The 26,288-nt window shown below is 66.6% G+C and carries 19 protein-coding genes; 11 read left to right on the forward strand and 8 right to left on the reverse strand.

Annotated features, from left to right (window positions below; genetic code table 11):
• Nucleotides 1-45: 45 nt before the first annotated feature.
• A complete protein-coding gene (locus tag SB764_RS17645) occupies nucleotides 46-2,013 on the reverse strand; it encodes a putative bifunctional diguanylate cyclase/phosphodiesterase (protein ID WP_074986327.1) in 1,968 nt (655 codons plus the stop codon).
• Nucleotides 2,014-2,513: 500 nt separating this feature from the next.
• Here SB764_RS17645 and SB764_RS17650 point away from each other — a divergent pair, with 500 nt between their 5' ends.
• From SB764_RS17650 to SB764_RS17670, 5 genes are all read left to right on the forward strand, one after another.
• Entirely contained in the window at nucleotides 2,514-3,782 is a 1,269-nt protein-coding gene (locus tag SB764_RS17650) for an EAL and HDOD domain-containing protein (RefSeq protein WP_237181273.1), read from the forward strand.
• A 200-nt stretch (nucleotides 3,783-3,982) separates the two neighbouring features.
• On the forward strand, nucleotides 3,983-4,546 hold the full coding sequence (locus tag SB764_RS17655; RefSeq protein WP_065061200.1) for a peroxiredoxin: 564 nt from the start codon (nucleotides 3,983-3,985) through the stop codon (nucleotides 4,544-4,546).
• 179 nt (nucleotides 4,547-4,725) lie between these two features.
• Complete coding sequence (locus SB764_RS17660) at nucleotides 4,726-5,193, forward strand: hypothetical protein (RefSeq protein WP_124260811.1); 468 nt, start codon at nucleotides 4,726-4,728, stop codon at nucleotides 5,191-5,193.
• Between the two features lie 302 nt (nucleotides 5,194-5,495).
• Entirely contained in the window at nucleotides 5,496-6,038 is a 543-nt protein-coding gene (gene bamE / locus SB764_RS17665; protein WP_124260810.1) for an outer membrane protein assembly factor BamE, read from the forward strand.
• A gap of 27 nt (nucleotides 6,039-6,065) precedes the next feature.
• Nucleotides 6,066-6,314 (forward strand): hypothetical protein, encoded by a 249-nt coding sequence (locus SB764_RS17670; RefSeq protein ID WP_065061203.1) that lies wholly within the window; start codon nucleotides 6,066-6,068, stop codon nucleotides 6,312-6,314.
• Nucleotides 6,315-6,404: 90 nt separating this feature from the next.
• Here SB764_RS17670 and SB764_RS17675 read toward each other — a convergent pair whose 3' ends face one another.
• The 5 genes from SB764_RS17675 to SB764_RS17695 form a co-directional block, all read right to left on the reverse strand.
• On the reverse strand, nucleotides 6,405-9,713 hold the full coding sequence (locus tag SB764_RS17675) for an efflux RND transporter permease subunit (RefSeq protein ID WP_410864193.1): 3,309 nt from the start codon (nucleotides 9,711-9,713) through the stop codon (nucleotides 6,405-6,407).
• Nucleotides 9,714-9,717: 4 nt separating this feature from the next.
• On the reverse strand, nucleotides 9,718-12,849 hold the full coding sequence (locus SB764_RS17680) for an MdtB/MuxB family multidrug efflux RND transporter permease subunit (protein ID WP_065061205.1): 3,132 nt from the start codon (nucleotides 12,847-12,849) through the stop codon (nucleotides 9,718-9,720).
• Nucleotides 12,850-12,854: 5 nt separating this feature from the next.
• Nucleotides 12,855-14,234 (reverse strand): MdtA/MuxA family multidrug efflux RND transporter periplasmic adaptor subunit, encoded by a 1,380-nt coding sequence (locus SB764_RS17685; RefSeq protein WP_410864195.1) that lies wholly within the window; start codon nucleotides 14,232-14,234, stop codon nucleotides 12,855-12,857.
• Nucleotides 14,235-14,646: 412 nt separating this feature from the next.
• Nucleotides 14,647-15,537: an IclR family transcriptional regulator gene (locus tag SB764_RS17690; protein ID WP_080180549.1), complete on the reverse strand. Its 891-nt coding sequence runs from the start codon at nucleotides 15,535-15,537 to the stop codon at nucleotides 14,647-14,649.
• Between the two features lie 920 nt (nucleotides 15,538-16,457).
• Complete coding sequence (locus SB764_RS17695; RefSeq protein ID WP_065061207.1) at nucleotides 16,458-17,660, reverse strand: ammonium transporter; 1,203 nt, start codon at nucleotides 17,658-17,660, stop codon at nucleotides 16,458-16,460.
• A gap of 439 nt (nucleotides 17,661-18,099) precedes the next feature.
• On the opposite strand from SB764_RS17695, the gene SB764_RS17700 reads away from it, so the two are divergent.
• On the forward strand, nucleotides 18,100-19,854 hold the full coding sequence (locus SB764_RS17700; RefSeq protein WP_110329347.1) for a sensor histidine kinase: 1,755 nt from the start codon (nucleotides 18,100-18,102) through the stop codon (nucleotides 19,852-19,854).
• 44 nt (nucleotides 19,855-19,898) lie between these two features.
• Here SB764_RS17700 and SB764_RS17705 read toward each other — a convergent pair whose 3' ends face one another.
• Both SB764_RS17705 and SB764_RS17710 read right to left on the reverse strand, forming a co-directional pair.
• The gene (locus SB764_RS17705) at nucleotides 19,899-20,225 is read right to left on the reverse strand and encodes a hypothetical protein (protein WP_065061208.1); all 327 of its coding nucleotides are present in this window, start codon (nucleotides 20,223-20,225) and stop codon (nucleotides 19,899-19,901) included.
• An 88-nt stretch (nucleotides 20,226-20,313) separates the two neighbouring features.
• A complete protein-coding gene (locus SB764_RS17710) occupies nucleotides 20,314-20,895 on the reverse strand; it encodes a DJ-1/PfpI family protein (RefSeq protein WP_410864197.1) in 582 nt (193 codons plus the stop codon).
• A gap of 86 nt (nucleotides 20,896-20,981) precedes the next feature.
• On the opposite strand from SB764_RS17710, the gene SB764_RS17715 reads away from it, so the two are divergent.
• From SB764_RS17715 to SB764_RS17735, 5 genes are all read left to right on the forward strand, one after another.
• Nucleotides 20,982-21,521 carry a GNAT family N-acetyltransferase gene (locus SB764_RS17715; RefSeq protein WP_410864199.1) on the forward strand — a complete coding sequence of 180 codons (540 nt, stop codon included), beginning with the start codon at nucleotides 20,982-20,984 and terminating at the stop codon, nucleotides 21,519-21,521.
• A gap of 2 nt (nucleotides 21,522-21,523) precedes the next feature.
• A complete protein-coding gene (locus tag SB764_RS17720; RefSeq protein WP_074986309.1) occupies nucleotides 21,524-22,120 on the forward strand; it encodes a hypothetical protein in 597 nt (198 codons plus the stop codon).
• 98 nt (nucleotides 22,121-22,218) lie between these two features.
• Complete coding sequence (locus SB764_RS17725) at nucleotides 22,219-22,686, forward strand: Rrf2 family transcriptional regulator (protein ID WP_074986307.1); 468 nt, start codon at nucleotides 22,219-22,221, stop codon at nucleotides 22,684-22,686.
• A gap of 130 nt (nucleotides 22,687-22,816) precedes the next feature.
• On the forward strand, nucleotides 22,817-23,461 hold the full coding sequence (locus SB764_RS17730) for an NAD(P)-dependent oxidoreductase (RefSeq protein ID WP_065061212.1): 645 nt from the start codon (nucleotides 22,817-22,819) through the stop codon (nucleotides 23,459-23,461).
• A 117-nt stretch (nucleotides 23,462-23,578) separates the two neighbouring features.
• A complete protein-coding gene (locus tag SB764_RS17735) occupies nucleotides 23,579-26,287 on the forward strand; it encodes a mechanosensitive ion channel domain-containing protein (RefSeq protein WP_373681709.1) in 2,709 nt (902 codons plus the stop codon).
• The last annotated feature ends 1 nt before the right edge of the window (nucleotide 26,288 follow it).

A 26,288-nucleotide genomic window follows, 5' to 3' on the forward strand; every position in this document is an offset into this window, starting at 1 on the left:
AACCATGTCAATTTCGCAAAAGCCCAGCGTATATCGGTGTCGCCATCAGTGCACTCCGTGAAGGTGCAGACTGCGCGACTCGAACCGCTGCGAGAGTTCCTCCGATGGCAACGCCTTGCAGACGAGCCATCCCTGGATGTGGTCGCAGCCCATCTTCGTGAGCAATTCGCGCTGCGCCTCGGTTTCGACGCCCTCGGCGACGAGTTCGAGTTCGAGCGTGCGCGCAAGGCCCACCACGGCGTTGACGATCGCCTGATCGTTGCGCGAGGTGAGCAGGTTCTCCACGAAGCTGCGGTCGATCTTCAGTTTCGAAAGCGGAAACCGCTGCAGGTACGCAAGACTCGAATAGCCCGTGCCGAAGTCGTCCACGGCGAAGCGGATGCCGAGGCCCGTCAGCTCTTCGAGCAGCTTGACCGCGTGCTGCGGGTCCTGCATCAGCAGGCTTTCGGTAATCTCGAACACCAGTCGGCGCGGATCGAGCCCGGTGAGCTGGATCGCTTCCTGAACGCTGTCCTTGAATCTCGGATTGCGGAACTGCTGCGGCGATACGTTGACCGCAATGTACTGCAAGGAGATGCCTTGCTCGTCCCATTGCGTCAACTGCATGCAGGCCGCTTTCAAAACCCAGTTGCCGAGATAATTAATCAGGCCGACGGATTCCGCAAGGGGAATAAATGTTGAGGGCGGCACGAGCCCATGCAATGGATGTTGCCAGCGGATCAGCGCCTCGACCCCCACGACGCCCCGCGTGGCGCTGCTTGTGATGGGTTGATAGTGCAGCGAAAACTCGCCGTTGCGCACGCCGTCGTAGAGGTCGGACTCCAGCTTCAGCAGCATCGCGTCGGTCGGATCGTCGTCGGGCACGTGCAACATCATCGTGTTGCCGCCCGCCGCCTTGGCCTGTTGCAGCGCCTGGTCGGCGCGGCGGATCAGCGGCGTGCTGTCGGCCTGGATATCGTTCAGGTCGTGCGCGGTCTCGTGCGGATCTTCGCGCAGGATGCCGGGCAGGCCGCCTTGCGCGCGCTGGTCCGGATAGAACGCAATGCCGATGCTTGCCGAGAGATGCACGGGCTGGTCGCGGAACGTATAGGGCTGCAGGATCGACGTGAGCAGGCGGCGCGCGAGCGCTTCGGCGGTCACGCGCAGATCGCCGGGGCTCGCGTTGAGCTGCGGCGTGATCAGGATCGCGAACTCGTCGCTGCCGATGCGGGTGATCAGCTCGCCTTGCAGCGCGAGATGCGTGAGGCGGCGCGCGGTTTCGCGCAGCAGTTCGTCGCCGGCGTCGTAGCCGAGCGCGCGGTTCACGCGTTGATAGTCGTCGAGATCGAGCAGCAGCAGCGCGATCGGCAGGCCGTGACGGTCGGCTTCGGCCTGGGCGCTTTCGAGCGCGGGACCGAGCGCCGCCTGGTTCGGCAAGCCGGTCAGCGGGTCGTGATGCAGCGCGTGCGTGAGGCGTGCGGCGTCGCCTTGCCATGCGGAGACATCGAAGCCCGCGACCGCGAAGCCGTCCATGCCCGCATAGGCCGCGCGCTGCACGCGCAGCTCCACGGCGAGCGGGTAGGTGAGCGCCTTGACGAGGTCGACAGTGTCCTTCTCGACGGCGCCGCTGTCGAGCGCGCGCGCGAACAGCTCGCTGAGCCGCGTCTGATGTTCGGGCGCCACGAGGTCGTGCAGCGTCGCGCCGAGCAGGAACTCGCGGTGATAACCGGCGAAGCGCAGGCTCGCATCGGAGACATAGAGGAAGCGCAGGTTGCGGTCCACGTGCACGAGGAAGTCGACGGCCGCCGCCGTGTGTTCGAACGAACGCGAGACAGCGTCGGACGGCGCTTCGAGCATGCGCGCGGCCAGCGTCATGTCGTGCGGCGCGTCATGCGCGTCAGGCAGCAGCGGCGCGCCGCTCGTGGAGGCGAGCGGGACGCCGGCTTCGACAGGCAGCCCGGCGCGCGTGCGCAGCCGGCCGATGACCGAGCGCAGCCAGCCCGGGCGGGGCGCGGTGATCCTGTTCGCTTCCATGTGTATCGCTGGCAACCCTTGATCTGATCGTTGTTGCGCCGGTTCTCCAGGCGGCACGCCAGAGCGTGAGGCCGCGGTGGTCCGGTCGGCGGGCGCATCGGCATCCGGCTGAACACGCCCATCAGACCGTGATATCGACCTTGCGCGCAAAATCTTTAGTGTCAAAACCGAAACACAACGGAAATTTCGACCCGTGTGCGAACTCGCGGCATCGAGCGGTGTCAGCGCACGCAGTTTCGGTTAAAGTGGCGCCGGCAGCCTGCCCGCGCCGATGCGCGATGCATACGCTCGCCGCGCCCGGAGGCTTGTCTGAGCGGCCAGGCATCCGGAGCGAAGGTCCGTTGAGAGCCTGTCCGCAGGGACAAATTTCTTACCGGTTATTACCACTACCGTCGGGACCTGCTGTCCGGGATTATCCGCTCCAGTCATCCGCCATGTCAGATTCATCGTCATCGTCCGCCAGGCCGGAACACGGGGCCAGCGCAGGCGGCCAGGAGCCCATGCAACACGCAGCGGGTCTCGGTGGGCAGCCGTTCGTCTATCTCGGGCGGCAACCGATCCTCGACCGCAACGGCGCGCTGAACGCCTACGAGCTGCTGTTTCGCGGCGGCGCGCAAAATCGCGCCGAAGTTTTCGACGACCGCCATGCCACCGCTCAGGTGATGACGCGCACGATGGGCCAGCTCGGCGTGCCCGCCGTGCTCGGGCGCCATCACGGCTACGTCAACATGAGCCGCGAGCTGCTGTTCGACGACATCGTGCATCTGCTGCCGCCGGGCCGCTTCGTGCTCGAAGTGCTCGAACATGTGGGCCTGGATGTCGCCGTGCTCGAACGTCTCGCGCAGTTGCGCCGCGTGGGCTATCGCATTGCATTCGACGACGTGAGCGCGCTCACCGACAACCTGCGCCGCGCGCTGCCTTACGCGGACATCATCAAGGTCGATCTGCTGCAGACCGATCGCGCCGAACTGCCCGCGCTGGCCGCCGCCATCTCCGCCGCGGGCAAGACGCTGATCGCCGAAAAGGTCGAGACGCGCGAGGACTTCGAGTACGCGCGCGACCTCGGCTTCGAGCTGTTCCAGGGCTACTTCTTCGCGCGTCCGCAGATGCTGCGCGCGCCGCGCATGCGCGCGTCGCGTCTTGCGCTCGTGCGTCTGCTCGCGCTGGTCGCGAGCGACGTGGGCGTGGCCGCGCTCGAACATGAATTGCGCAGTCATCCGGGCGTGGTGGTGCAGTTGCTGCGCCTCGTGAATTCGAGCGCGTATGCGCCGGGGCGGCCGATCTCGTCGCTGCGCGAGGCGGTGCTGGCTGCGGGCACGCGCCAGATCGCGCGCTGGGCGCAGTTGCTGCTTTACGCAAGCGGACGCGATCTGCCGTGGGCGTCCGATCCGCTCGTGCAACTCGCGGGCACGCGCTCGCACTTCATGGAACTCGCCGCGCGCAGTCTCGCGCCGAACGACCCCGATTTCGCCGATGCCGCGTTCATGACCGGGATCTTCTCGCTCGTGCACGTGCTGGTCGGCTCGACGGCCACCGATACGCTCGAAGGCCTCGGCCTCGCGCGCGAGATCACCGCGGCCGTCGACGGCCAGCATGGCGAACTCGGCATGCTGCTGCGCGTCGCGCATGCGTGCGAACGCGGCGACGAGACCCGGGCGCAGACGCTCATCGCCGAAGCGGGCGGGCGCTTCTCCACGCTCACGCCGCCGCTGCTTGGCGAGCTCAATCTGTGGGCGGGCGCGTGGTTTTCGGCCTACGCGGACGGTTGATCCGCGTGCGTTGAAAGTCGCGTGTAAGGGCATGCGGATTGCTCGTTCGCGTTCGCCGCACGTGGCTGCATGCGCGCTCTGCGTGCACGCGCGGACTGTGGTCCAATAGGGGCGGCGCCGAAGACCCGTGGCGGTCCGTCGCGGGCCGCGGTCCCGGCGCTCCATTCGTGCCCCATCGAGGACATCCGAGGACATCCGCTATGAAACCGAGGTATTTCGCGGCCGGCGCCGCGGCGCTCGTGTGCGCCGGCCTGTCGCTGTTCGCCCTGACTGCGCAGGCCACGCTCAAGCCGGGCGACGCCGCGCCCGATTTCACGACCCAGGCGTCGCTGGGCGGCAAAACCTACACGTACTCGCTCGCTTCCGAGCTCAAGAAGGGACCGGTGGTGGTGTACTTCTATCCGGCCGCGTTCACGAAGGGCTGCACGATCGAAGCGCACGAATTCGCCGAAGCCGTCGACGAGTACAAGAAATACGGCGCGACCGTGATCGGCGTGTCGCACGACAACATCGGCACGCTCACGAAGTTCTCGGTGAGCGAGTGCCGCAGCAAGTTCCCCGTCGCCGCCGACGAAGACTCGAAGATCATCAAGTCCTACGACGCCTCGATGCCGATGCACGAGTCGATGGCCAACCGCGTCTCGTACGTGATCGCGCCGGACGGCAAGGTGATCTACGAGTACACGAGTCTCTCGCCCGATCAGCACGTGGAAAACACGCTGCGCGCCGTGAAGGAATGGGCCGCGCAGCATCCGCAGCAATAAGGCGCGCGGCGCGCGTGGCGTGAAGGCAGCGCGCGCCGGTTGATGCGCTGTTTTGCGCGCTGTTTCGTGCGTTGTTATGTGCGTTGCTTCGTCCGCTGTGTCCTTGCGCGTCGCCCGCCGTGTGCCGGCGACGCCGCCTTCGCTGTGCTTCCTCTCTCTTTGCTTTTGCCGTTTCCCGCATGCCGATTCTCGTTCTGCTCTTCGCGTTCGCCGCGCTCGTCTATGGCGCGGTGTGGTCGTTTCATGCGCTCGCCGCGCGCTTCGGACTCGGCGTGGCCGTGGGCGTGGCGGTGGTGGTCGCGGTGGCGATCGTGGCGTTGGTCGCGCGCTGGTGGCGTCGTCGGCAAGCGGTTGCGCCCAATCTGCGCGGCGACGGCGACTGGACGCACCGTGTCTCGGGCGCCTGGGGCGAGGCGCGGCTCGCGGCGGGCAAGCGGCTGTGCGAAATCACGTGCGAGGGCGCGCACGGCGCCTATATCTTCGCGGATCTGCACGACGCGCAGGCGCAACGCGACGCCAACGGCTGGCACGTTGCGCTGCGTGTCAGCGATGCAAAACACCCGCTTTGGCAATTGCCGATGCCCGGCGAGGGCGAAGCGAAACGCTGGGCGCGCATCTTTACGCTGGCGATCGCGCAGCGGCTTTGAGGGCGGTTCTAAGCGCGTGACGAAGCGCTTGACTAAGCGCTTGACGTTGCAGTCGTTCATGAACTTGCGCGCGGACAAGCCAGACGCAATCGTGTGTCTCGCGCTTAGGCAAACGGCGCGCAAACGCCGCTGAAGCGCCGCGCGACGGTGGCATACTCGCACGCCAGCCGCGCGGGCCGGGCGATCCGCGAAATCCCTGCGAATCCCCGCGATTTATGCGATTCATGCGATTCATGCGATCCCCCGAGGTCGTCTTGAAGCCTGGCCGCGCGCCCCCACATTTTCTTACGCCGACGATTGCCATGTTCCGAACCCTGAGTGTTTCCCTCGCGCTCGCCGCCGCTTGCGGCACGCTGCTGACGGCCTGCGACCAGCAGAAGGTCGCCGACGCTGTCAACGCGGTCAAGCCCGACGCGATGGCGTTCGGCGGGCTCAAGATCGGCGTGTCGACGGTCGAGGACGTGCGCGCGTCGGCGGGCAAACCCGAAATCGTCTGGCAGAACGACGACGGCACGGAACGCCTCGAATACCCGCGTGGTCCGAACGGACTGAATACGTGGATGCTGGATTTCGACGCGGATGGCAAACTCGTCGCCATGACCCAGGCGCTGACGGCGCAGAATATCGCTCAGGTGGTGCCCGGCATGACGCAGGACGACGTGCGCAAACTGCTCGGCAAGCCGGCGACGGTGTCGAAGTACGCGCTGAGCCACGAGGAAGTGTGGAGCTGGCATTGGGCCGAAGGCGGCGTCGCCGGCGACGGCATGTTCAATGCGCATTTTTCGCCGGATGGCCTGGTGATCCGGACGTCGCGCTCGGACGCGCCGGGGCACGAACAGCACTGAGGCGTGCTGACGGACGAGGAGGTTGAGATGAAGCGTTTGGCCTGGCTGTTGAAAATCGTGAGGGGCGATGTGCGCGTGCTGTGGTTCGCGCTGCGGCAACCGAACCGGCCGGCCTGGCTGGTGCCCTCGGCGGCGTTGCTTACGCTTTATGCGCTCGCACCGTTCAATATCGCGCTGCCGCTCGTCGGCGTAGTCGACGATGGGATCGTCGTGCCGGTGCTGCTGCATCTGATGGTGGCGTGCCTGCCGGTCGCTTTGAGGCGAGCGGCGAGGTGAGCAGGAAATTCAGCGGCAAATTCAGCGCCGCTTCAAAGCGGAACGCGCGTTAAAAAAGGCGGCTGAGCGTCAAACTCAGCCGCCTTTTTTTCACTCCACCACCCGCGCGGGCGGCTCCAGCTTGCCGCGCTTCGTATCCCACCACACGCGCAGCCGGTCCATGTACAGATAGACCACCGGCGTCGTGTACAGCGTGAGCATCTGGCTGACGATCAGGCCGCCGACAATCGAAATGCCCAGCGGCGCGCGCAGCTCCGCGCCTTCGCCGCGCCCGAACGCCAGCGGCAGCGCGCCGAGCAGCGCCGCGCAGGTCGTCATCATGATCGGACGGAAGCGCAGCAGACACGCCTGGCGGATCGCGTCGTGCGAACTCAGGCCCTCGCGCGAGGCCTGGATCGCGAAGTCCACCATCATGATCGCGTTCTTCTTGACGATGCCGATCAGCAGAATCACGCCGATCAGCGCGATGATGCTGAACTCGGTCTTGAAGAGCAGCAGCGCGAGCAGCGCGCCCACGCCCGCCGAAGGCAGCGTCGAGAGAATCGTCAGCGGATGGATGTAGCTCTCGTAGAGAATGCCCAGCACGATATAGACGGCCAGCAGCGCCGCGAGAATCAGGATCGGCTGGTTGTCGAGCGATTGCTGGAACGCCTGCGCCGTCCCCTGGAAACTGCCGTGAATGGTCTGCGGCATGCCGATCTCGGCCATCGTGTCGTAGATGGCCTGGGTGGCGTCGGAGAGCGACTTGCCCGGCGGCAGGTTGAACGAGATCGTCGACGCCACGAACTGGCTCTGGTGATTCACCGAGAGCGGCGTCGTGCCCGGCCCGAACGAGGCGATGGCCGAGAGCGGGATCATGGTTTCCTGCGCCGTCGACACGGCCGCGCCCGACGAGGCGCTCGACTTGCCGCTGGCCGCGATCGAATTGATCGCGAGATTGCGCGCGGAGTCGGCAGCGATGGTCGCGGCGCTCGACGACGAGGTGCCGCCGGTGCCGCCCGACGACGCGCTCGTCGTGGCCGTGGACGTGACCGTGCCCGCCGTCGCATTGGTGCTCTGCGCGCCGCTCGCGGTGCCGCCCGAGGTGCTGACCCAGATCTGCTTGAGCATCTCCGGGCTCTGCCAGTATTGCGGCGCGACTTCCATCACCACGTGATACTGGTTGAGCGGGTTGTAGATGGTCGAGACCTGGCGCTGGCCGAACGCGTCGTAGAGCGTATTGTCGATCTGCGAAGGCGTGATGTTCAGTCGCGCCGCGCTCTTGCGGTCGATCGTGACCATCGCTTCGAGGCCGCCTTGCTGCTGGTCGGAATTCACGTCCGCGAGTTCGGGGCGCGCCTGCAACGCTTCGGTGAGTTTCGGCCCCCACTTGTAGAGATCGGCGGTGTTGTCGGCGAGCAGCGTGAATTGATACTGCGCGTTCGATTGCCGACCGCCCACGCGAATATCCTGCACCGATTGCAGGAAGGTGCGCGCGCCCGCGACGTTCGAGAGCGGCCCGCGCAGTTGCGCGATCACTTCGTCGGCGGACAGCTTGCGCTCGCTCTTGGGCTTGAGCGAGACGAACATGAAGCCCGCGTTGGTCGCGCGTCCGCCCGTGAAGCCGGCTACCGAATCGACAGCCGGGTTCGCCTGCACGATGCGCTGCATCTCGGCGAACTTCACCTTCATCGCCTGGAACGAGGTGGCCTGGTCGGCCTGAATGCCGCCGATCAGCCGCCCGGTGTCCTGCTGCGGGAAGAAGCCCTTCGGCACGATCACGTAGAGCACCACGTTGAGCGCGATGGTCGCGAGCAGCACCATCAGGATCAGCAGCGGATGCGCGAGCGCCCAGCCGAGCGTGCGCTCATAGCCGTTCTGCATGCGCATGAAGCCGCGTTCGAGCCACTGCGAAAAGCGGCCTTCCTGTTTCTTCTCGTGCGCTTCTTCGAGCAGGCGCGAGCACATCATCGGCGTGAGCGTGAGCGAGACCGCGAGCGAGACGGCGATGGCGAGCGAGAGCGTCAGCGCGAATTCGCGGAACAGGCGTCCGACGATGCCGCCCATCAGCAGAATCGGCAGGAACACGGCCACCAGCGAGACGCTGATCGACAGCACCGTGAAGCCCACTTCGCGCGCGCCGAGTAGCGCGGCCTTCATGCGCGGCATGCCGCTTTCGATATGGCGCGAGATGTTTTCGAGCACCACGATGGCGTCGTCGACGACGAAGCCCGTCGCGATGGTCAGCGCCATCAGCGAGAGGTTGTCGAGCGAGAAGCCCATCAGGTACATGGCCGCGAAGGTGCCGATGATCGAGATGGGCACGGCCACGCTCGGGATCAGCGTCGCGCGCCAGTTGCGCAGGAACAGGAACACCACCATCACCACGAGCGCCACGGCGATGATCAGCGTGTGCTCGGTGTCCTTGAGCGAGGCGCGGATGGTGACCGAGCGGTCCGAAGTGGGAATCACGTCGACGTCGGCGGGCAGCGAGGCTTTCAGTTGCGGCAGCATCGCGATCACGCGGTCGACGGTCTCGATGATGTTCGCACCCGGCTGGCGGTACAGGATTACCAGCACCGAATGCTTGCCGTTGGCGAGGCCGAGGTTGCGCAGATCCTCCACCGAATCGACCACTTCGCCCACGTCCGAGAGCTTCACGCCCGCGTTGTTGCGGTAGGCGATCACGAGGTCCTTGTACTGGCTCGCCTTGCTCGCCTGGTCATTGGTGTAGAGCTGGTAGCGCTGCGGGCCGAACTCGATGTCGCCCTTCGGGCTGTTCGCGTTCGCGGAGGCGAGCGCCGCGCGCACGTCTTCGAGACCGATGCCGTAATGGAACAGCGCATGCGGCTCCAGCTCGATGCGCACGGCCGGGTTGGCCGAACCGCTCACGTCCACTTCGCCGATGCCGTCCACCTGCGAGAGCGACTGTTGCAGCACCGTGGCCGCCGAGTCGTAGAGCTGCCCGGCGCTCAACGTGGGCGAGGTGAGCGCGAGAATCAGAATGGGCGCGTCGGCGGGATTGACCTTGTGATACGTGGGGTTCGAGCGCAGGCTCGTCGGCAGGTCGGCGCGCGCGGCGTTGATGGCCGCCTGCACGTCGCGCGCGGCGCCGTCGATGTCGCGGTTCAGGCCGAATTGCAGCGTGATGCGCGTGCTGCCCACCGAACTCTGCGAGGTCATTTCGGTGACGTCGGCGATTGAACCGAGGTGGCGTTCGAGCGGACTCGCCACGCTGGTCGCCACCGTTTCCGGACTCGCGCCCGGCAAGGTGGCCTGCACCGAAATCGTCGGGAAATCGACCTGCGGCAGCGGCGCCACCGGCAGCTTCGTGAACGCGAAGAGGCCGGCGAGCGCGATGCCGAGCGCGAGCAGCGTGGTCGCGACGGGGCGCGAGATGAACGGGCGCGAGAGATTCATCGCGTCAGTGCTCCGGGCCGGACGTGGGCGCGGGCGGCGTCGGCTGCGAGTCGCCGCCAAAGCGCTTGCGCAGGCGCGCCGCGATCGAATCGAACGCGAGATAGATCACGGGCGTGGTGAAAAGCGTGAGCGCCTGGCTCACGATCAAGCCGCCCGCGATCGCGATGCCGAGCGGCCGCCGCAATTCCGACCCCGCGCCGGTGCCGAGCATCAGCGGCAGCGCGCCGAGCAGCGCCGCCATCGTCGTCATCATGATCGGGCGGAAGCGCAGCAGGCAGGCCTGATAGATCGCCTCGTGCGGCGGCTTGCCTTCGTTGCGTTCGGCGTCGAGCGCGAAGTCGATCATCATGATGGCGTTCTTCTTCACGATGCCGATCAGCAGCACGATGCCGATGATGCCGATGATGTCCAGATCGTGCCCGGTGATCATCAGCGCGAGCAGCGCGCCGATACCGGCCGAGGGCAGCGTCGAGAGAATCGTGATGGGATGCACGAAGCTCTCGTAGAGCACGCCCAGCACGATGTACATCGTCACGATCGCCGCGAGGATCAGGAACAGCTCGTTCGAGAGCGACGCCTGGAACGCGAGCGCCGCGCCCTGGAAGCGCGTCTGGAACGAACCGGGCAGGCCGACGTCCTTCTCCGCCTGCTGGATCGCCTTGACCGCCGCTCCCAGCGAGGCGCCCGGCGCAAGGTTGAACGACACCGTGGTGGCCGGGAACTGCGAGAGGTGCGAGACCAGCAGCGGCGCGGGCCGCTCGTGGAACTTCGCGATGGCCGACAGCGGCACCTGGCCCGTGGTCGAGGTCGAGGAGGGCAGGTAGATCGAGTTCAGCGAGTCGGTGTAATGCTGCATCACCGGATCGGCTTCCAGAATCACGCGGTACTGGTTCGACTGCGTGAAGATGGTCGAGATGATGCGCTGGCCGTAAGCATCGTAGAGCGCGTTGTCCACGGTCGCGGGCGTGATGCCGTAACGCGCCGCGCTCGCGCGGTCGATCTCGATGAACACCGAGTTGCCCTGGTCCTGCAGGTCGGTCGCCACGTCGGCGAGTTCGGGCAGCTGTTGCAGACGCTGCACGAGCTTGGGCACCCAGGTCGTGAAGTCCTGGATGTTCGGCGTGGTGAGCATGAACTGATACTGCGTCGGGCTCACGGTCGAGTCGATCGTCAGATCCTGCACGGGCTGCATGTAGAGCGTCGCGCCGGGAATATGCGCGGTCGACTGCTGCAGGTCGCGGATGATCTGGCTGGCGGTCTCGCTGCGGTCGTCGCGCGCCTTCAGGTTGATCAGCATGCGGCCGCTGTTGAGCGTAATGTTCTGGCCGTCCACGCCGATGAACGACGTGAGGCTTTCCACGTTCTCGTTCTTGAGGATCTCGGTGGCGAGCGCCTGCTGACGCTCGGCCATCGACGCATACGAGACCGATTGCGGCGCCTGCGTGATCGCCTGGATCACGCCCGTGTCCTGCACGGGGAAGAAGCCCTTCGGCACGTAGACGTAGAGCACGCCCGTGAGCACGAGCGTGGCCGCGAACACGAGCAGCGTGAGCCGCTGGCGCGCGAGCACCCATTCGAGCGCGACGCCGTAGCGGCCGATCACGTAGTCGAAGAACGCGTGCACGCGCGTCTCGAAGCGGCGGCTTTCGGTGGGCGGCGTGTGGCGCAGCATCTTCGCGCACATCATCGGCACCAGCGTGAGCGAGACGATCGCCGAAATCACGATGGTCACGGCCAGCGTGATCGCGAATTCGTGGAACAGGCGGCCGACCACGTCGCCCATGAAGAGCAGCGGAATGAGCACCGCGATCAGCGACACCGTGAGCGAGATGATGGTGAAGCCGATTTGCTTCGAGCCCTTGAGCGCGGCTTCGAGCGGCGGGTCGCCGTCCTCCACGTAGCGCGCGATGTTCTCGATCATCACGATGGCGTCGTCGACCACGAAGCCGGTCGCGATGGTCAGCGCCATCAGCGAAAGATTATCGAGCGAGAAGCCGCATAGATACATCACGGCCAGCGTGCCGATCAGCGAGAGCGGCACCGACAGGCTCGGGATGATGGTGGCGTAGACGTTCGCGAGGAACAGATACATCACCAGCACGACCAGCACGACCGACATCAGCAGCTCGAACTGCACGTCGCGCACCGAGGCGCGGATCGTGGTGGTGCGGTCGGTGACGATCTGCACGTCGAGCGCCTGCGGCAGCGATTCCTGTAGTTGCGGCAGCAGCGCCTTGATGCTGTCCACCACGGCGATCACGTTCGCGCCCGGCTGGCGCTGCACGTTCACGATGATCGCGGGCGTGTTGTCCACCCACGCGCCGAGCTTGGTGTTCTCCGCGCCCTGCACGATGTTCGCCACGTCGGTGAGCATCACCGGACGGCCGTCGCGGTACGCGATCACGGCGTCTTTATAGGCGTCGGCGTCGGTGAGCTGATCGTTCGCGTTGATCGTGTAGGCGCGCGTCGGGCCGTCGAAATTGCCCTTCGGCGTGTTGACGTTGAGGTTCGAAATGCTGGTGCGCAGATCGTCGAGATTCAGGCCGTAGGCGGCGAGCGCGCGCGGGTTCGCCTGAATGCGCACGGCCGGACGCTGGCCGCCCGACAGGCTCACGAGACCCACGCCGGCGACCTGCGAAATCTTCTGCGCGAGACGCGTGTCGGCGAGATCCTGAATCTGCGTGAGCGGCAGCGTTTTCGAGGTGATGGCGAGCGTGAGGATCGGCGCGTCGGCCGGATTGACCTTGGCGTAGATCGGCGGCGCGGGCAGGTCGGAGGGCAGCAGGTTGCCGGCCGCGTTGATGGCGGCCTGCACTTCCTGTTCGGCGACGTCGAGCGGCAGGTCGAGGCTGAACTGCAGCGTGATGACCGAGGCGCCCGCCGAGCTTTGCGACGACATCTGGTTGAGCGACGGCATCTGCCCGAACTGGCGCTCGAGCGGCGCGGTGACCGAGGACGTCATCACGTCCGGGCTCGCGCCCGGATAGAAGGTCTGCACCTGGATGGTCGGATAGTCGACTTCGGGCAGCGCCGAGAGCGGCAGAAACCGCAGCGCGACGAGACCGACCAGCATGATCGCCGCCATGAGCAGCGCCGTGCCGACCGGGCGCAGGATAAAAGCGCGGGAAGGATTCATGCGGCTTACTGGCTCGAAGCTTCAGAGGCGTGACGGCGATGGCGGTGAGCGCCCGAGGCGGCGCCGGCCCACGACGCGCCCGATGCGCCGGACGCACCCGATGCATGCTTCGGACGCTCGGCGGGAATCGTGATCTTCGAGCCTTCGCGCAGGCGGTCCGAGCCGTCGATCACGACGCGCTCGCCCACGGCGAGACCCGAGGCGATGCTGGTGCGTTCGGCGTCGATCGGACCGACCTTGACGACGCGCACGGTCACGGTGTTGTCCGGCTTCACGACGTAGACGTACTGCCCCTGCGAGCCGTTGAGCACCGCCGAGGTGGGCACGATCACGGCGTTGTGGATCGTGTCGACCAGCAGGCGCGCGTTGACGAACTGGTTCGGGAACAGCGACTCGTCGTCGTTCTTGAAGCTCGCGCGCAGCTTGACGGTGCCGGTCGTGGTGTCGATCTGGTTGTCGAGCGTTTGCAGATAGCCGCCTTCGAGCATCGTGGTGTTGCTGCGGTCGTAGGCGGTCACCGACAACTTCGTGCCCGCGCGCATCTGCTTCATGATCGCGGGCAGGTTGTCCTCCGAAGTCGTGAAGATCACGCTGATCGGCTGCAACTGCGTGAGCACGACGATGCCATTGGTGTCGCCGGACGTGACGTAATTGCCCGGATCGACCTGACGCAGACCCACGCGGCCCGAGACCGGCGCGGTGATGCGCGCGTAGGTGAGGTCGAGCTTGTAGGTGTCGATGTTGGCCTGATCCGACTTCACCGTGCCTTCATATTGCTTCACGAGCGAGGCTTGCGTGTCGACCTGCTGGCTCGCGATCGAGTCCTGCGCGAGCAGCGTCTGGTAGCGCTTGAGGTCGAGGCGGGCGGTGGCGAGCAGCGCCTGGTCGCGCGCGAGCTGGCCTTCGGCGTTGGCGAGCGAGATCTGGTACGGGCGCGGGTCGATCTGGGCGAGCACGTCGCCCTTTTTCACCATCTGGCCTTCCTCGAAGTTCACGCTCTGCAGCGTGCCGGACAGTTGCGTGCGCACCGTGACGTCGGCGAGCGGCGTGACCGTGCCGAGCGCGGTGATGACGATGGGCATGTCGCCCGCCCTGGCCGTCGCCACGCTCACGGGCTGCGGCATGTTGGCGAACGCGCCGGGTCCGCCGCGGCGCGAATGCGCGCCGCTCGCGCCGCTCGCGCCGCCGGGCGCAGCCGCGCCGCCATTGGGCGTCTTGCTCCAGGGCTGCCAGCGCAGCAGCACGATGAGCACGACGATCAACACGATCACGAACGCGATGAGCTTGCCCCGGCTCCTGCGCCGGACCTCGCCCGACGGCGGCGTGGCGGTGGCGGACGGCGTGTCTCGACGAGGGGAATCCGGGCGCTTTTCTTGTTGATCCATCGGTCAGGTCGGTTACGAGGTCGGTGACGTGCGTGTCGGTTGAGCGGATTGGCCGCGCGCGGCGGCCCGGCGGCATCGGGGCGGGCGGCGCAAGCCGCACGGACTGCCGATGCTACGCGAGGCGCGCGCAAGCTTGATGTCAGGTGCCGCCGCGCTGGCTGGCGTGCTGCGCATGGCTGGCGGGAGGCGCGGTCGGCCTGACGTCGCGCGAAGTATCGCGGCGTGATGCGGTTGTATTCCCGGGCCAGCGCGGCTGGGCGCGCGATGCGCGCTGATTCCGCGCCGGCGCGTGCGACGGCGTACAGACGGCTTACGCCGCCAAAAAGCATGATGCTACGTCGCTGCCTTCGTTACAGTCCAGTACCGTATCTTTCGAGACGTTACGAACGTTACCGGCTGTGTCATTTATCTGTCAGGATGAGCGGCCGGGATTCGCGGCTGGGGCGGCCGTCGAGGCCGCGGTGACGTGAGGCGGGGGCGGCAGGCAGGCGGTCCCGCCGATTTCGGCAACAATGCGCTCGATGGATTCGCGCAACAGCGGCACCGCGTGCGCGACGAGCCAGTCGCGCGGACATTGCTGGGCGGCGCCGCCGCAGTTGATTGCGTAAAGCTCGCCGCCCGGGCCGAAGAAGGTGCCGGCGATGGCGTTGAGGCCTTCGTACCATTCGCCGATCGCCATGCCGTAGCCTTGCTCGGCGGTTTCGGCGAGCGCCGCGTCGAGACGGCTGCTGACGAAACCCCAGTCGTTGCCGGCGGCGGCCTGCAGGGCGGAGGTGAGTTCGGCGCACTCGGCCGCTTCGAGCGAGACGAGGTAGGCGCGGCCCACGGCGGTGCGGCTCATGTCGATACGCGCGCCGACTTCGAGCCGCGAGACGAGCACGGCCGAGCGCGGGCGGATGGCGTCGATCACGACCATGTCGAGGCGGTCGCGCACCGCCAGATGGACCGACAGCGCCGTGCGTTCGGCGAGGCGGGTGAGGAAGGGCCGGGCGCGGGCGCGCAGGTCCGAATTGCGCAGGAAGCCGTTGGAGAGTTCGAGGACCGACGAGGTGAGCACGAAGCGCTCGCTGTCGGGCAGGCGCGCCAGGAAGCCGGTGGAGACGAGCGTGCCGGTCAGACGCGAGAGCGTCGCCTTCGGGATGCCGGTGAGCTCGGTCAGTTCGCGATTGCCGAGCGCCGTGTCGGCGGCGGCGATGGCGCGCAGGACGGCGAGGCCGCGCGCGAGCGCGGTAACTTCTTCGGCGCTGCCGTCTCGGTCGCGGGGCGTGTCGGGCGAAGCGCGGTGATCGGGGGCGGTGGTCATGAGCGTGGGATTTTCCGAAACGCTATTTCAATTTTGTTTGCGCGAGATGCGAGTTTTAACGCTTAAATCGACCCCGATTTTTGTGCCTCGGAAGTACCGATCCATCGGACGAAAGTCAGGCTACATCGGGGAAAGCGGCTGACGGCGGGTGCATTTCGCCGTGCGCAAGAGGGGTTTGATAGTTCGCGTATTTTGGTTAGATTTTGCTTGACTTAGTCAGCGTCTGGATAAAAAATGGAACCTGATTTCGACAGGACTTCGAGACGTTTGCGCGCGCAAACGTTATGTCAGGTAATCGAAGGCGGGTTGGATGCAAGCCAGGTAACGCGTTTTTGCCTGAGCAAAGAACCCCGCGGCCTTGCGGGGTTTTTATGTCGCTCGGGTTATGCAATTCGCATAAATTCGCGGCTGGGCACAAACCTCCGCGCACCGTATTAACGGGCTTGATAAACGTCTCCATTGTCCGCGCCGCGCGAGCGTCGCTGCGGCGTGCAATGTGCGATGAATGAAGATCAGACAAGCGCAGTCCTCGTTCGCTGTTTTTGTCGCGCGCGGTAATTGCGCAGTACTTGCGCAGTTCTTGTCGAATACCGGCTCTCAGGTTCTAGCACGGCCCTCGGAATGGCTAGAACTTTTCAAAGCGTCACGTTCACACGTGACGCTTTTTTTTTGCTGTGCGCTAGCGCACGTCCGGCATCAGTCTGCCGGAAAAACAGGAACGCTGTGCGCATGTTTCGCGTTGACGCACAGTGTGGGCAGCGCGCGATGGATGCGCGCTCAACGGTTACGGGCGATTACGCGCGAGCACGCTGCAACCGTTTTTCAAACGCTTGCGTGCGGCGTTTCGCGCAATAAAAAAGGCCGGCATTGCGCCGGCCTTTTCACTTTTGTCGACGCCATCGGCGTGACATCGTGCGCGATCAGGACACCGACTCGCGCTCCGGCGTCGCGGTGATCTTGTGGATCGACAGGTCCGCGCCGTTGTACTCGTCCTCCTGATCGATGCGCAGGCCCACGACCGCACGCAGCGCGCCGTACACGACGAAGCCGCCGAGCGAGGCCATCACGATTCCGCTCAGCGTGCCGACGATCTGCGCGCCCAGCGACACGCCGCCGATGCCGCCCGCCCAGCGCGCGCCGAAAATGCCCGCGGCGATCCCGCCCCACGCGCCGCACAGGCCGTGCAGCGGCCACACGCCGAGCACGTCGTCGATGCGCCAGCGGTTCTGCACGCACGTGAACATATAGACGAACAGCACGCCCGCCACCGCGCCGGTCGCGAGCGCGCCGAGCGGATGCATGATGTCCGAGCCCGCGCACACCGCCACGAGACCGGCGAGCGGCCCGTTATAGGTGAAGCCCGGGTCGTTGCGGCCCGCGAGCCACGCGGAGAGCGTGCCGCCCACCATCGCCATCAGCGAGTTCACGGCGACGAGGCCGCTGATTTTGTCGATGGTCTGCGCGCTCATCACGTTGAAGCCGAACCAGCCTACGGCCAGCACCCACGCGCCCAGCGCAAGGAACGGAATGTTCGAGGGCGGATGCGCGGCGATGCGGCCGTCGCGCGAGTAGCGGCCATGGCGCGCGCCCAGCAGGATCACGGCGGGCAGCGCGACCCAGCCGCCGAACGCGTGCACGACGACCGAGCCCGCGAAGTCGTGGAACGGCACGCCGAACACGTGCGTGATCGCGTCCTGGTAGTGCAGCCGGTTGTTCCACACCATCCCTTCGAAGAACGGATAGATGAAGCCGACGATCACGAATGTGGCGAATAGTTGCGGATTGAACTTCGAGCGCTCCGCGATGCCGCCCGACACGATGGCCGGAATCGCCGCCGCGAAGGTCAGCAGGAAGAAGAAGCGCACCAGCTGATAGCCGTTGTGCTCGGCGAGCAGATCGGCCGGCGAGAAAAACTGCACGCCGTAAGCGATCGTGTAGCCGATGAAGAAGTACGCGATCGTCGAGACCGAGAAGTCGACGAGGATCTTCACGAGCGCGTTGACCTGATTCTTCTTGCGCACCGTGCCGAGTTCGAGGAACGCGAATCCTGCGTGCATCGCGAGCACCATGGCGGCGCCCAGCAGCAGAAAGAGCGTGTCGGTACCGGTCTTGAGAGTGTCCATCCTTGCGTCCTGCGTTTGCCCAAAATAGGAGCGCGTTATGAGCAAGATGTGGGCCAGCTTCGCGCCAAACTGGTGAAAGCACGCTCGCGCGAGGCATTGAAGCGGTGCGCGCATGCACCGGCGCGGCCCCGCTCGCCGCGCTGGATGAGCGTCAGAACGGGGCGCGATGGGCCCGCCGCATGGCGCATGCACGATCCGGTGGCACAAAAGCAGTGCTCGCGCGCGAAGTTGGTGAGCGTGCGCGCCAGTTTAGGGCGATTTATTTGTTTTCGCTTTCTGAATCAACGATTTGTCGGCATTTAGAAATGTTCGCCTCGATGGCGGGAGCGAACCGGAAAATGGCGGCCGCAGCGCATTTCCGCCGCACTGGGGGCGCAAACGCCGACATAATGAGCGGATCAAGAACCGTAGCCGTTCACACGCTCCAGGCCGCCACACAATGCGCCTCACCACCAAAGGGCTGTTGCTGATCGCGATTCCCGCCGTTTTCGAGCTGACGCTGCTGTCGGCCATCGTGAAGGCCGAGGCGGACGCGGAAGGCGCCGAGCGCTGGGGCCAGCATAGTCAGGCCGTGCTGGCGCAGGCGTCCCGCGTGCTGGAGCCGGTGCTGGTCGAGTCGGTGCGGCTGCGCGGCGCGGTCGCAACCAACGACGTGAGCTTCAGCACGCCGGTCTCGTTGTGGATGGACGTCGACCGCCGTATCGACCGGCTCGCCGAGCTGGTCGCCGACAATCCTCCCCAGGTCGAGCGCGCGGTGCAGATCCGCCAGACCGTGCAGAGCTACCGGCAATGGTCGGACCGGATCCAGGATCTGCTGCATTCGGGCCGTCGCGCCGATCTCGTCGAGCGCTTTCGCACCTTCACCGACTACGACGTGCTCGACCGCGTGCGCACCCAGGTCTCCGCGTTCCAGACCGAGGAGCGCCGTCTCGACGTGATGCGCGTGACGGCGGCCGAGCAGGCGCGCGCCCAGCAGGAGTCGCTGGTGGTGACGGCGGTGATCGGCTCGATCCTGCTGGTGGGGATCTCGGTGTGGCTGTTCACGCGCGGCGTGCGCGGACGGCTCGACGCGCTCTCCGACAATGCCGGGCGCCTCGCGGGCAACGAGCCGCTCGCGCCGCTTACGAGCGGCAACGACGAGATCGCCCAGCTCGACCTGACGCTGCATCAGATCAGCCAGCGGCTCGTCGAAGCCGAACGCCTGCGCGTGGGTTTCCAGGCCGATCTCGCGCGGCGCGCCGAGCAACTGGCGCGCATTAACGAAAACCTGCGCCAGCAGACGCAGGAAAACGAGATGTTCATCCATAGCGTGTCGCACGATCTGCGTGCGCCGCTGGTCAACCTGCAAGGCTTTTCGCGCGAGCTGCATCACGCCTGCGACGATCTGCGCGACCGCGTCGCGCATTCGTCGCTGACGGCCGAAGCGCGCGAACGCGTCGAGCGCATCATCAACGAGGATATTGGCGAGGCGCTGCGCTATTTGCAGACGGCCGTGCTGCGCGCCTCGCACATCATCGACGCGCTGCTGCGACTCGCGCGCGTGGGGCGCGTGGAGTACCGGCGTCAGCGCGTGAACGTGCAGGAGCTGGTGCAGCGCGTGGTCGACGCCATGCACGCGTCGGTGCGCGCGCGTAACGCCCAGGTGAGCGTGCGCATGCTGCCCGCCGTTTGGGGCGATCCGACCGCGCTGGAGCAGGTGTTCGCGAACCTGATCGGCAATGCGCTCAATTATCTCGATCCGGCGCGCGAAGGGCGCGTGGAGATCGGCGCGGCCGATGCGCCGCCGGGCGTCGAATCGCTGCACATCTTCTACGTCCGCGACAACGGTCTCGGCATTCCCGAAGTGGCGCTGCCGCGGCTGTTTCAGGCGTTCCAGCGCATGCACGGCAACGTTGCGCCGGGCGAGGGCATCGGGCTCGCGCTGGTGCGCCGCATGGTCGAGCGGCACGGCGGGCGCGTGTGGGTGGAGTCGGTGGAAGGCGAGGGCACGACGTTCTATCTGTCGTTGCCCGATGCGCTGGCGGTCGTGCCGCCCGCGCCCGGCGACGCGGCTGCGCTGCTGGCCGCGCATGAACGGGAATTGCGCGGCGGCGACGAGAGCGCCGAAGGGCAGCCGCCGGCGCGCCCGGGCGCGCTCAAGGCGACGGGCAAGCTGGCCGTGGCAGGCGGACCGCCGGATGCGGCGGGTGTGTGACGTGAGGTGGGAAGAACGGTAACGCGTTGATGCACGTCATGCAATCAGCACGCGAAAATCCGCCGGGTCTTGAGCAGTTGGTGACCGCGTATCGACCAGAGACAGCCCGCCACGGCCAGCACGACGACGACGCCCAGCACGGCGTGCGTGCTCAGCGATGTGCCGAACGGCATGCCGGCGGGAGAGACGAAAGCGCGTTCGAGCATGAGCAGCGCGCCCCAGAGCGCGATGGCGGCCTGGATCAACATGCGCGTGCCGCGCAGATGGCGGGCGCGTTCGGCGGCCGTGCCGCGACGGTGCGCGCGGCGGCAAAAGAAAGCGATCGCCATCAAGGCGATCACGAGCAACACAATCCAGTCTGTCAGGTCCATCGATGCACTCCCGCAATCCATCCTGGATTGTCGGGAGTGCCTGGCACAAAAACCATCAGACCGGTCCTAAACAGGCGAACGAGATAAGTCAGGGCTCGATGCGCGTGCCCAGCAGCACGAGGAACTGGCGCAGCCATTCCGGATGCGCGGGCCAGGCCGGGGCGGTCACGAAGGGCGCGTCGGTCACGGCGGAATCGATGGCGATATCGGCATATTCGCCGCCCGCGAGCCGCACTTCGGGCGCGCAGGCCGGATAGGCCGAAATGCGCTTGCCGCGGATCACCTCGGCGGCGGCCAGCAACTGCGCCGCATGGCAGATGGCCGCGATCGGCTTGTTCGCGCCCGCGAAGTACTGCACGATTTCAATGACTTTCGGATTCAGCCGCAGATACTCGGGCGCGCGTCCGCCGGCGATGGCGAGCGCGTCGTAGTGCTGGGGATCGATTTCGTCGAAGCTCGCATTCAGCGCGAACTGATGGCCTGGCTTTTCGGTGTAGGTCTGGTCGCCCTCGAAGTCGTGGATCGCCGTCTTGATGCGCTCGCCGGCCTTCTTGCCGGGACACACGGCATCGACCTGATGGCCGATCGCGACCAGCGCCTGGAACGGCACCATCGTTTCATAGTCCTCGGCGAAATCGCCGGTGAGAAACAGGATCTTCTTGACTGCCATGGCTTGCCTCCTCGGTGGGGTTGCGGTTTGCGCACGTGAAACGCCAAGCGTGGAACATAAACGGGTCTCACGCAGTCTACTCCAGCATGTTTGACGATTTCGCACAGCCCGGCGCGCCGGGCACGCCCACCTTCGCCGACATCGGCTGGCGCACCTACGAGCCGGGCCGCGACGCGGCGTCGCTCGCCGCGGTGTTCCGCGCCGCCGTCAATGAACTGGCGGCGTCGCACTATGACGCACCGCAGCGTGCCGCCTGGTCGACAAGCGCCGACAATCTGTCGGAGTTCGACGCGCGCCTGGCGCGCGGCGTGACGCTGATCGCCGATTACGCGGGCGCGCCGGTGGCGTTCGCGCAGCTCTTTCCGGTCTACCATGTGGAGATGCTCTACGTCGCGCCCGGATGGACGCGGCGCGGGCTGGCGTCGGCGCTGATCGCGCGGCTGGAGGCATTGGCGCGCGAGGCCGAGGCGAGCACGCTCGACACCGACGCCAGCGCGCTCGCGCGGCCCGTGTTCGAGCGCGCGGGTTTTTCTCTCGTTGCAGAAGAACGGGTGCGGCGTGGCAGCGTATCATTGCCGCGTTTTCATCTTTGCAAGCCGCTGCGTGCGGTGTCTTTTTCAGGATGACCATGTATTTGAAGGTATCGAAGCGGGTATCGAAGCACGTAGCGAAGGACCTGTCGCAGCACGCCGACGCCTCGCTTGCGTCCCTTGCGCGCGTGGCACGCATGGCCCTCGCGCCGGCGCTCGTCTGCGCGCTGCTGGCGGGCTGCGAAAAACACGATCAGACGGCGTCCGATCTTGCCAACAAGTCCGCCGACGCCGCGCAGCAAGCCGTGCAGGCCGCGGCGAGCCAGGCGCAGGCGCAAGCCGCGCAGGCGCTCGGCCATGCGGCGAGTTTCGTGAATCAGCAACTCGATTCCGCGCAGCGTCAGCTCGATCACGCGGCGTCGCAGACCCAGGCGACCATCGACTCGCACATACAATCGCAGGCCGACCGCGCCAGCGACGCGAGCGCCTCCATCGCCCAGAATGCCAGCGACTCCAGCGCCGAACTCGCGTCTCAGGCGCGCGGCCAGTGGCGTGAGGCGGCGAGCGCCGCGCACGCGATGCTCGGCGACGCGGCGGCGGCCACCGGCACGGGTCTCTCGATCGCCGGCCATTCGCTGCAACGCTGGGCCGCGAGCGGCGCGGCGGCGGGCTCGTCGACGGGCGCCAGCCAGTGACGCGGGGCAGCAGGCGCATCGCGTCGTTTGACGAACGGAATTAATGTAATTATTATGGTTACACTTTATCTTGCCGCACGCGCTGCGGCCGGTTCGCTGTGAATACGAGTAGCCGTTTTGCGTTCGCCGTTCACGTGCTCGCGCTGCTGGCGTTGCAGGAAGGCGAGCCCTTGTCCTCGGAGATGATCGCGGGCAGCGTGAACACGAATCCCGCGCTGATCCGCCGTTTGCTGACGATGCTGGCCAACGCCGGGCTCACCACGTCGCAGCTGGGCGCGGGCGGCGGGGCGTTGCTGGCGCGCGAGCCGCGTACGATCACGCTGCTCGAGATCTATCACGCGGTCGACGACGCGCAGCTTTTCGCGATGCACCGCGAGGAGCCAAATCCGGCCTGCATGGTGGGGCGGCATATCCAGCAGTCGCTGCGCGGCGTGATCGACGATGCGCAGCGCGCGATGGAAGCCTCGCTGGCGGCGCGCACGCTCACCGACGTGGTCGAGGACATGCAGCGCAACGAGCGCAAGCTCGAACGCACGCGTGCGCCGAAGGTGCCGCGCCGGGCGTGATCGGGCGGGAAAGCGGGGCCGCGCAGCACGCGACAGGATTTCACCCGACGGGGCTTAGCCCCGTTTTTTAGCCCCAAAACTGTAACTAAATTAGTTACATAAATGCCTTAACTTCAGACAGGAGTCGAACATGAGCCAATCCCTGAAAATCGCGCTTTTTGGCGCCACCGGCATGGTGGGTTCGCGCATCGCCGCCGAAGCGGCACGCCGTGGCCATCAGGTCAGTGCGCTGGTGCGCCAGCCTGAGCGCGTCATCGCCGGCCCGAACGTACAGGCCGCGAAGGCCGATCTGCTCGATGCCGCGAGCGTGGCGGCGGCGGTGCGCGGTCATGACGTGGTGGCGAGCGCCTATGCGCCGCCGTCGGGCCAACTGGGCGATCTGCAGGTCGCAAGCCGCGCACTGGTCGACGGCACGCGCGCCGCGGGCTTGACGCGCCTCGTGGTGGTGGGCGGCGCGGGCTCGCTCGAAGTCGCGCCCGGCAAGCAACTGGTGGATACGGACGGCTTCCCGGACGCCTACAAGCCGATCGCGCTCGCGCACCGCGAGGCACTCGCTTTTTACCGCACGGTGACGGATCTCGACTGGACCTTCTTCGCGCCCGCCGCGCTGATCGCCCCGGGCGAGCGTACCGGCGCGTTCCGCACGGGCACGAACACGCTGATCGCCGACGCGAAGGGTGACAGCCGCATTTCCGCCGAGGATTACGCCATCGCTTTCGTGAACGAACTGGAGCACGCGCACTTCGTGCGCCAGATCGCGACGGTCGCGTATTGATGCGGCGCGGCGTGGAGCCGCGCTTGCCTTCTCCCGCTTGCATTCTGTTACGCACGCGTGAGGCGTGGCCGCGGCGTCTGCGGCTACACTGGAGCGTCCTGATTTCGCCCCTTCGCCATGAATCCATGCTTCGGACGGGACGACGCGGGCGGGACGCCGCAACGCGTGCGGCCGTCCGCGTCGGGTTCCGTGCTGGCTCTGTTTTGGGCTTTCCCGCTCGCGCATTTACTCGCACCGGTCGGCGCACGTCGCGATCTGCGCGGCCCGTGGATGGGCTGCGTCCGCATCGAGCGCATCGTCCGCATCGTGCGCTTTTTCATCGGCATCCTGCTGGCAGGCGGGCTGGGCCTGTGCGCGCCCGCATTCGCCGCCGGAGCGGCAGCGGCTGCACCCGCTGCGCCGGCCGCACCGGCCGCCGTGCCGGTGCTCCCCGCGCTGCAAAGCCTCATTACCGGCGCGCCCGCGACTGCGTCGGGCGCGTCCGCCGCCGACGCCGCGTCGGCGCCGTCGCCCGCGAGCCAGGCGGAGTTCACGCGTTCGCTCGACAGCGTCATCAGCACGCTCGACAGCGACAAGCAGCGCAACGCGCTCCTCTCGCAGCTCAAGAAACTGCGTTCGGCGTCCGAGAACGTCGCGCCTGCGCCCGCTTCGGGCGCGGCGGCGAACGCGTCCGGGCTGCTCGGCGCGATCGCCTCCGGCCTCGCCTCGGTGGAAGCCGACGCGCGCCGCGGCCCCAGCCCGCTGCATTACTGGGCGGGCCGCTTCAACGCCGCCGGCATCGAGCTGTACACGATCGCCTCGGGCGGCGAGGGCGAGACGCTCGGCCGCATTCTCTTCGACATGGCGGCGATGCTGCTCGGCTGGGGCGTGTGCGCCGCGACGCTGCGCTGGCTCGAACGCCGCATGCTGCGCCGCTTTTCCGTGCGGGTGGGCCTGCGGCCCAATCCGAGCACCATCGATCTGCTGGTGTTCGTGCTGCATCGCGTCGCGCCGTGGATCGTCGCGTTCATCGGCGCGCTGATCGTCGAGCGTGCGCTGCCGCAGGCGCTCGGGCGCACGATCGGCGTGGTGATCGCCTATGCGATCGTCGCGGGCGCGGTGTTCTCGTCGATCTGTCTGATCATGTTCTCGCTGTTCGGCGCGGGGCATCGGCGCGTGGCCGTCAACGTGCTGATCCACGAGGCGCGCCGGCTGCTGTGGGCGATCGGCGTGCTCGCCGCGCTCGGCGACGCGGCCACCAATTACGAAGTCGCGAGCGAACTGGGCGTCAATCTCGCCGCGCTCGTCTCCACCTGCGCGAACATGACGGCGGCCGTGCTCACGGCGGTGTTCGCGATCGGCTTCCGGCGACCCGTCGCGCATCTGATCCGCAACCGCAGTTATCAGCTGCGTCAGGACCACAAGGCGCTGACCGAAGTCTTCGACGTGCTCGCCTCGCTCTGGCAACTGCCGATGCTGTTGCTCGCGGCGGCCTCGATCGTGGCAACGCTCGGCGGCATCAGCAGTCACGAAAACGTGCTGCAAATCTCCGTCGTCACCGCGCTGCTGCTGGTGCTCGCGTTCTTCCTCTCGGCGGTCGTGTTCCGCATCACGCGGCCCGACCTCACGCGCGTGCGGCGACGCTCGCCGTATCTGCGCCGGCTGCTGCGTTTCGCGGGCACGCTGCTGGTGCTGTTCGTCTGGCTCGCGTATTTCGAGTCGTGCGCGCGCCTCTGGGACGTGTCGCTCGCGGCGATCATCGAGGCGAACGTGGCCGCGCGCGGCATCGCCCACGCGATCTTCGCGATCCTCTTCACCGTGTTTCTCGCGTGGCTCGTCTGGATCGTGCTCGATACGGCGATTCTCGAAGCGCTCAATCCGAGCGGCCCGCGCACCAAGGGCCGCGCGCCCAGCACGCGTGCGCGCACCATGCTGCCGCTGGTGCGCAACGCGTTGCTCGTGACGATACTCACGATCGCGGGCATCGTTACGGCGGCGAATCTCGGCATCAACGTGACGCCACTGCTGGCCGGTGCGGGCGTGATCGGTCTGGCGATCGGCTTCGGCGCGCAATCGCTCGTGACCGACCTGATCACGGGGCTGTTCATCATCATCGAAGAGACGATTTCGGTGGGCGACTGGATCGATCTCGACAACGGCCATGCGGGCACCGTCGAGCATCTGTCGATTCGCACCGTGCGGCTGCGCGACGGGCAGGGCGCGATTCACGCGATCCCGTTTTCGCAGATCAAGATCGTCAAGAATCTGTCGCGCGATTTTGCGTTCGCGGTGTTCGAGGTGCGCGTGCCGTTTTCCGTCGATCTCGATACGGTCACGCGCATGATCCGCGAAACCGGCGCGGAGCTGGTCGCGGATTTCCGCTATCGGCGCGAGATTCTCGGGCCCGTGGAAGTGTGGGGCCTCGATCGTTTCGATCCGAACTGGATGGTCGTGAAAGGGCAGATCAAGACGCGGCCGTTGCAGCAGTGGAGCGTGGCGCGCGCGTTCAACGCGCGGTTGAAGCGGCATATGGACGAAGCGGGTATCGAGATGCCAGTGCCGCAGATGCAGGTGCATATGTCGCCGCGCGGCGAGGATGCGCGCGATGCCGGCGATCCGGGCGACGGCCCCGAAACCGCAGCGGAGCACGACGAGCACGGCGCGCCGCAGATGCCGGACGAGGCGCACGCTCGCGCCGAGGCGGAATCGAAACAAGCCGGGGCAGCCAGCGATATCGCGACGCGTGGCGTGACGCGCGACGCCTCGCACGAACCCCGTCCCGCGCCGCCGCCGACCGGCAGCCCCGAAGGCGCGCCGCCGCAGATTCCCACCGCCGGACGCAACTGAA

This window comes from Paraburkholderia sp. SIMBA_027, from assembly GCF_046535315.1.
Classification (GTDB): domain Bacteria; phylum Pseudomonadota; class Gammaproteobacteria; order Burkholderiales; family Burkholderiaceae; genus Paraburkholderia; species Paraburkholderia tropica.

Excerpts from the sequence above, each read along its gene's own strand:
- SB764_RS17655 (WP_065061200.1), top strand. The coding sequence starts at position 3,983 with ATGAAACCGAGGTATTTCGCGGCCGGCGCCGCGGCGCTCGTGTGCGCC.
- SB764_RS17680 (WP_065061205.1), bottom strand. The coding sequence starts at position 12,849 with ATGAATCCTTCCCGCGCTTTTATCCTGCGCCCGGTCGGCACGGCGCTG.
- SB764_RS17730 (WP_065061212.1), top strand. The coding sequence starts at position 22,817 with ATGAGCCAATCCCTGAAAATCGCGCTTTTTGGCGCCACCGGCATGGTG.
- SB764_RS17705 (WP_065061208.1), bottom strand. The coding sequence starts at position 20,225 with ATGGACCTGACAGACTGGATTGTGTTGCTCGTGATCGCCTTGATGGCG.
- SB764_RS17700 (WP_110329347.1), top strand. The coding sequence starts at position 18,100 with ATGCGCCTCACCACCAAAGGGCTGTTGCTGATCGCGATTCCCGCCGTT.
- SB764_RS17685 (WP_410864195.1), bottom strand. The coding sequence starts at position 14,234 with ATGGATCAACAAGAAAAGCGCCCGGATTCCCCTCGTCGAGACACGCCG.
- SB764_RS17715 (WP_410864199.1), top strand. The coding sequence starts at position 20,982 with ATGTTTGACGATTTCGCACAGCCCGGCGCGCCGGGCACGCCCACCTTC.
- SB764_RS17675 (WP_410864193.1), bottom strand. The coding sequence starts at position 9,713 with ATGAATCTCTCGCGCCCGTTCATCTCGCGCCCCGTCGCGACCACGCTG.
- SB764_RS17710 (WP_410864197.1), bottom strand. The coding sequence starts at position 20,895 with ATGGCAGTCAAGAAGATCCTGTTTCTCACCGGCGATTTCGCCGAGGAC.
- SB764_RS17735 (WP_373681709.1), top strand. The coding sequence starts at position 23,579 with ATGAATCCATGCTTCGGACGGGACGACGCGGGCGGGACGCCGCAACGC.
- bamE (WP_124260810.1), top strand. The coding sequence starts at position 5,496 with ATGTTCCGAACCCTGAGTGTTTCCCTCGCGCTCGCCGCCGCTTGCGGC.
- SB764_RS17690 (WP_080180549.1), bottom strand. The coding sequence starts at position 15,537 with ATGACCACCGCCCCCGATCACCGCGCTTCGCCCGACACGCCCCGCGAC.
- SB764_RS17645 (WP_074986327.1), bottom strand. The coding sequence starts at position 2,013 with ATGGAAGCGAACAGGATCACCGCGCCCCGCCCGGGCTGGCTGCGCTCG.
- SB764_RS17695 (WP_065061207.1), bottom strand. The coding sequence starts at position 17,660 with ATGGACACTCTCAAGACCGGTACCGACACGCTCTTTCTGCTGCTGGGC.
- SB764_RS17650 (WP_237181273.1), top strand. The coding sequence starts at position 2,514 with ATGCAACACGCAGCGGGTCTCGGTGGGCAGCCGTTCGTCTATCTCGGG.
- SB764_RS17670 (WP_065061203.1), top strand. The coding sequence starts at position 6,066 with ATGAAGCGTTTGGCCTGGCTGTTGAAAATCGTGAGGGGCGATGTGCGC.
- SB764_RS17660 (WP_124260811.1), top strand. The coding sequence starts at position 4,726 with ATGCCGATTCTCGTTCTGCTCTTCGCGTTCGCCGCGCTCGTCTATGGC.
- SB764_RS17720 (WP_074986309.1), top strand. The coding sequence starts at position 21,524 with ATGTATTTGAAGGTATCGAAGCGGGTATCGAAGCACGTAGCGAAGGAC.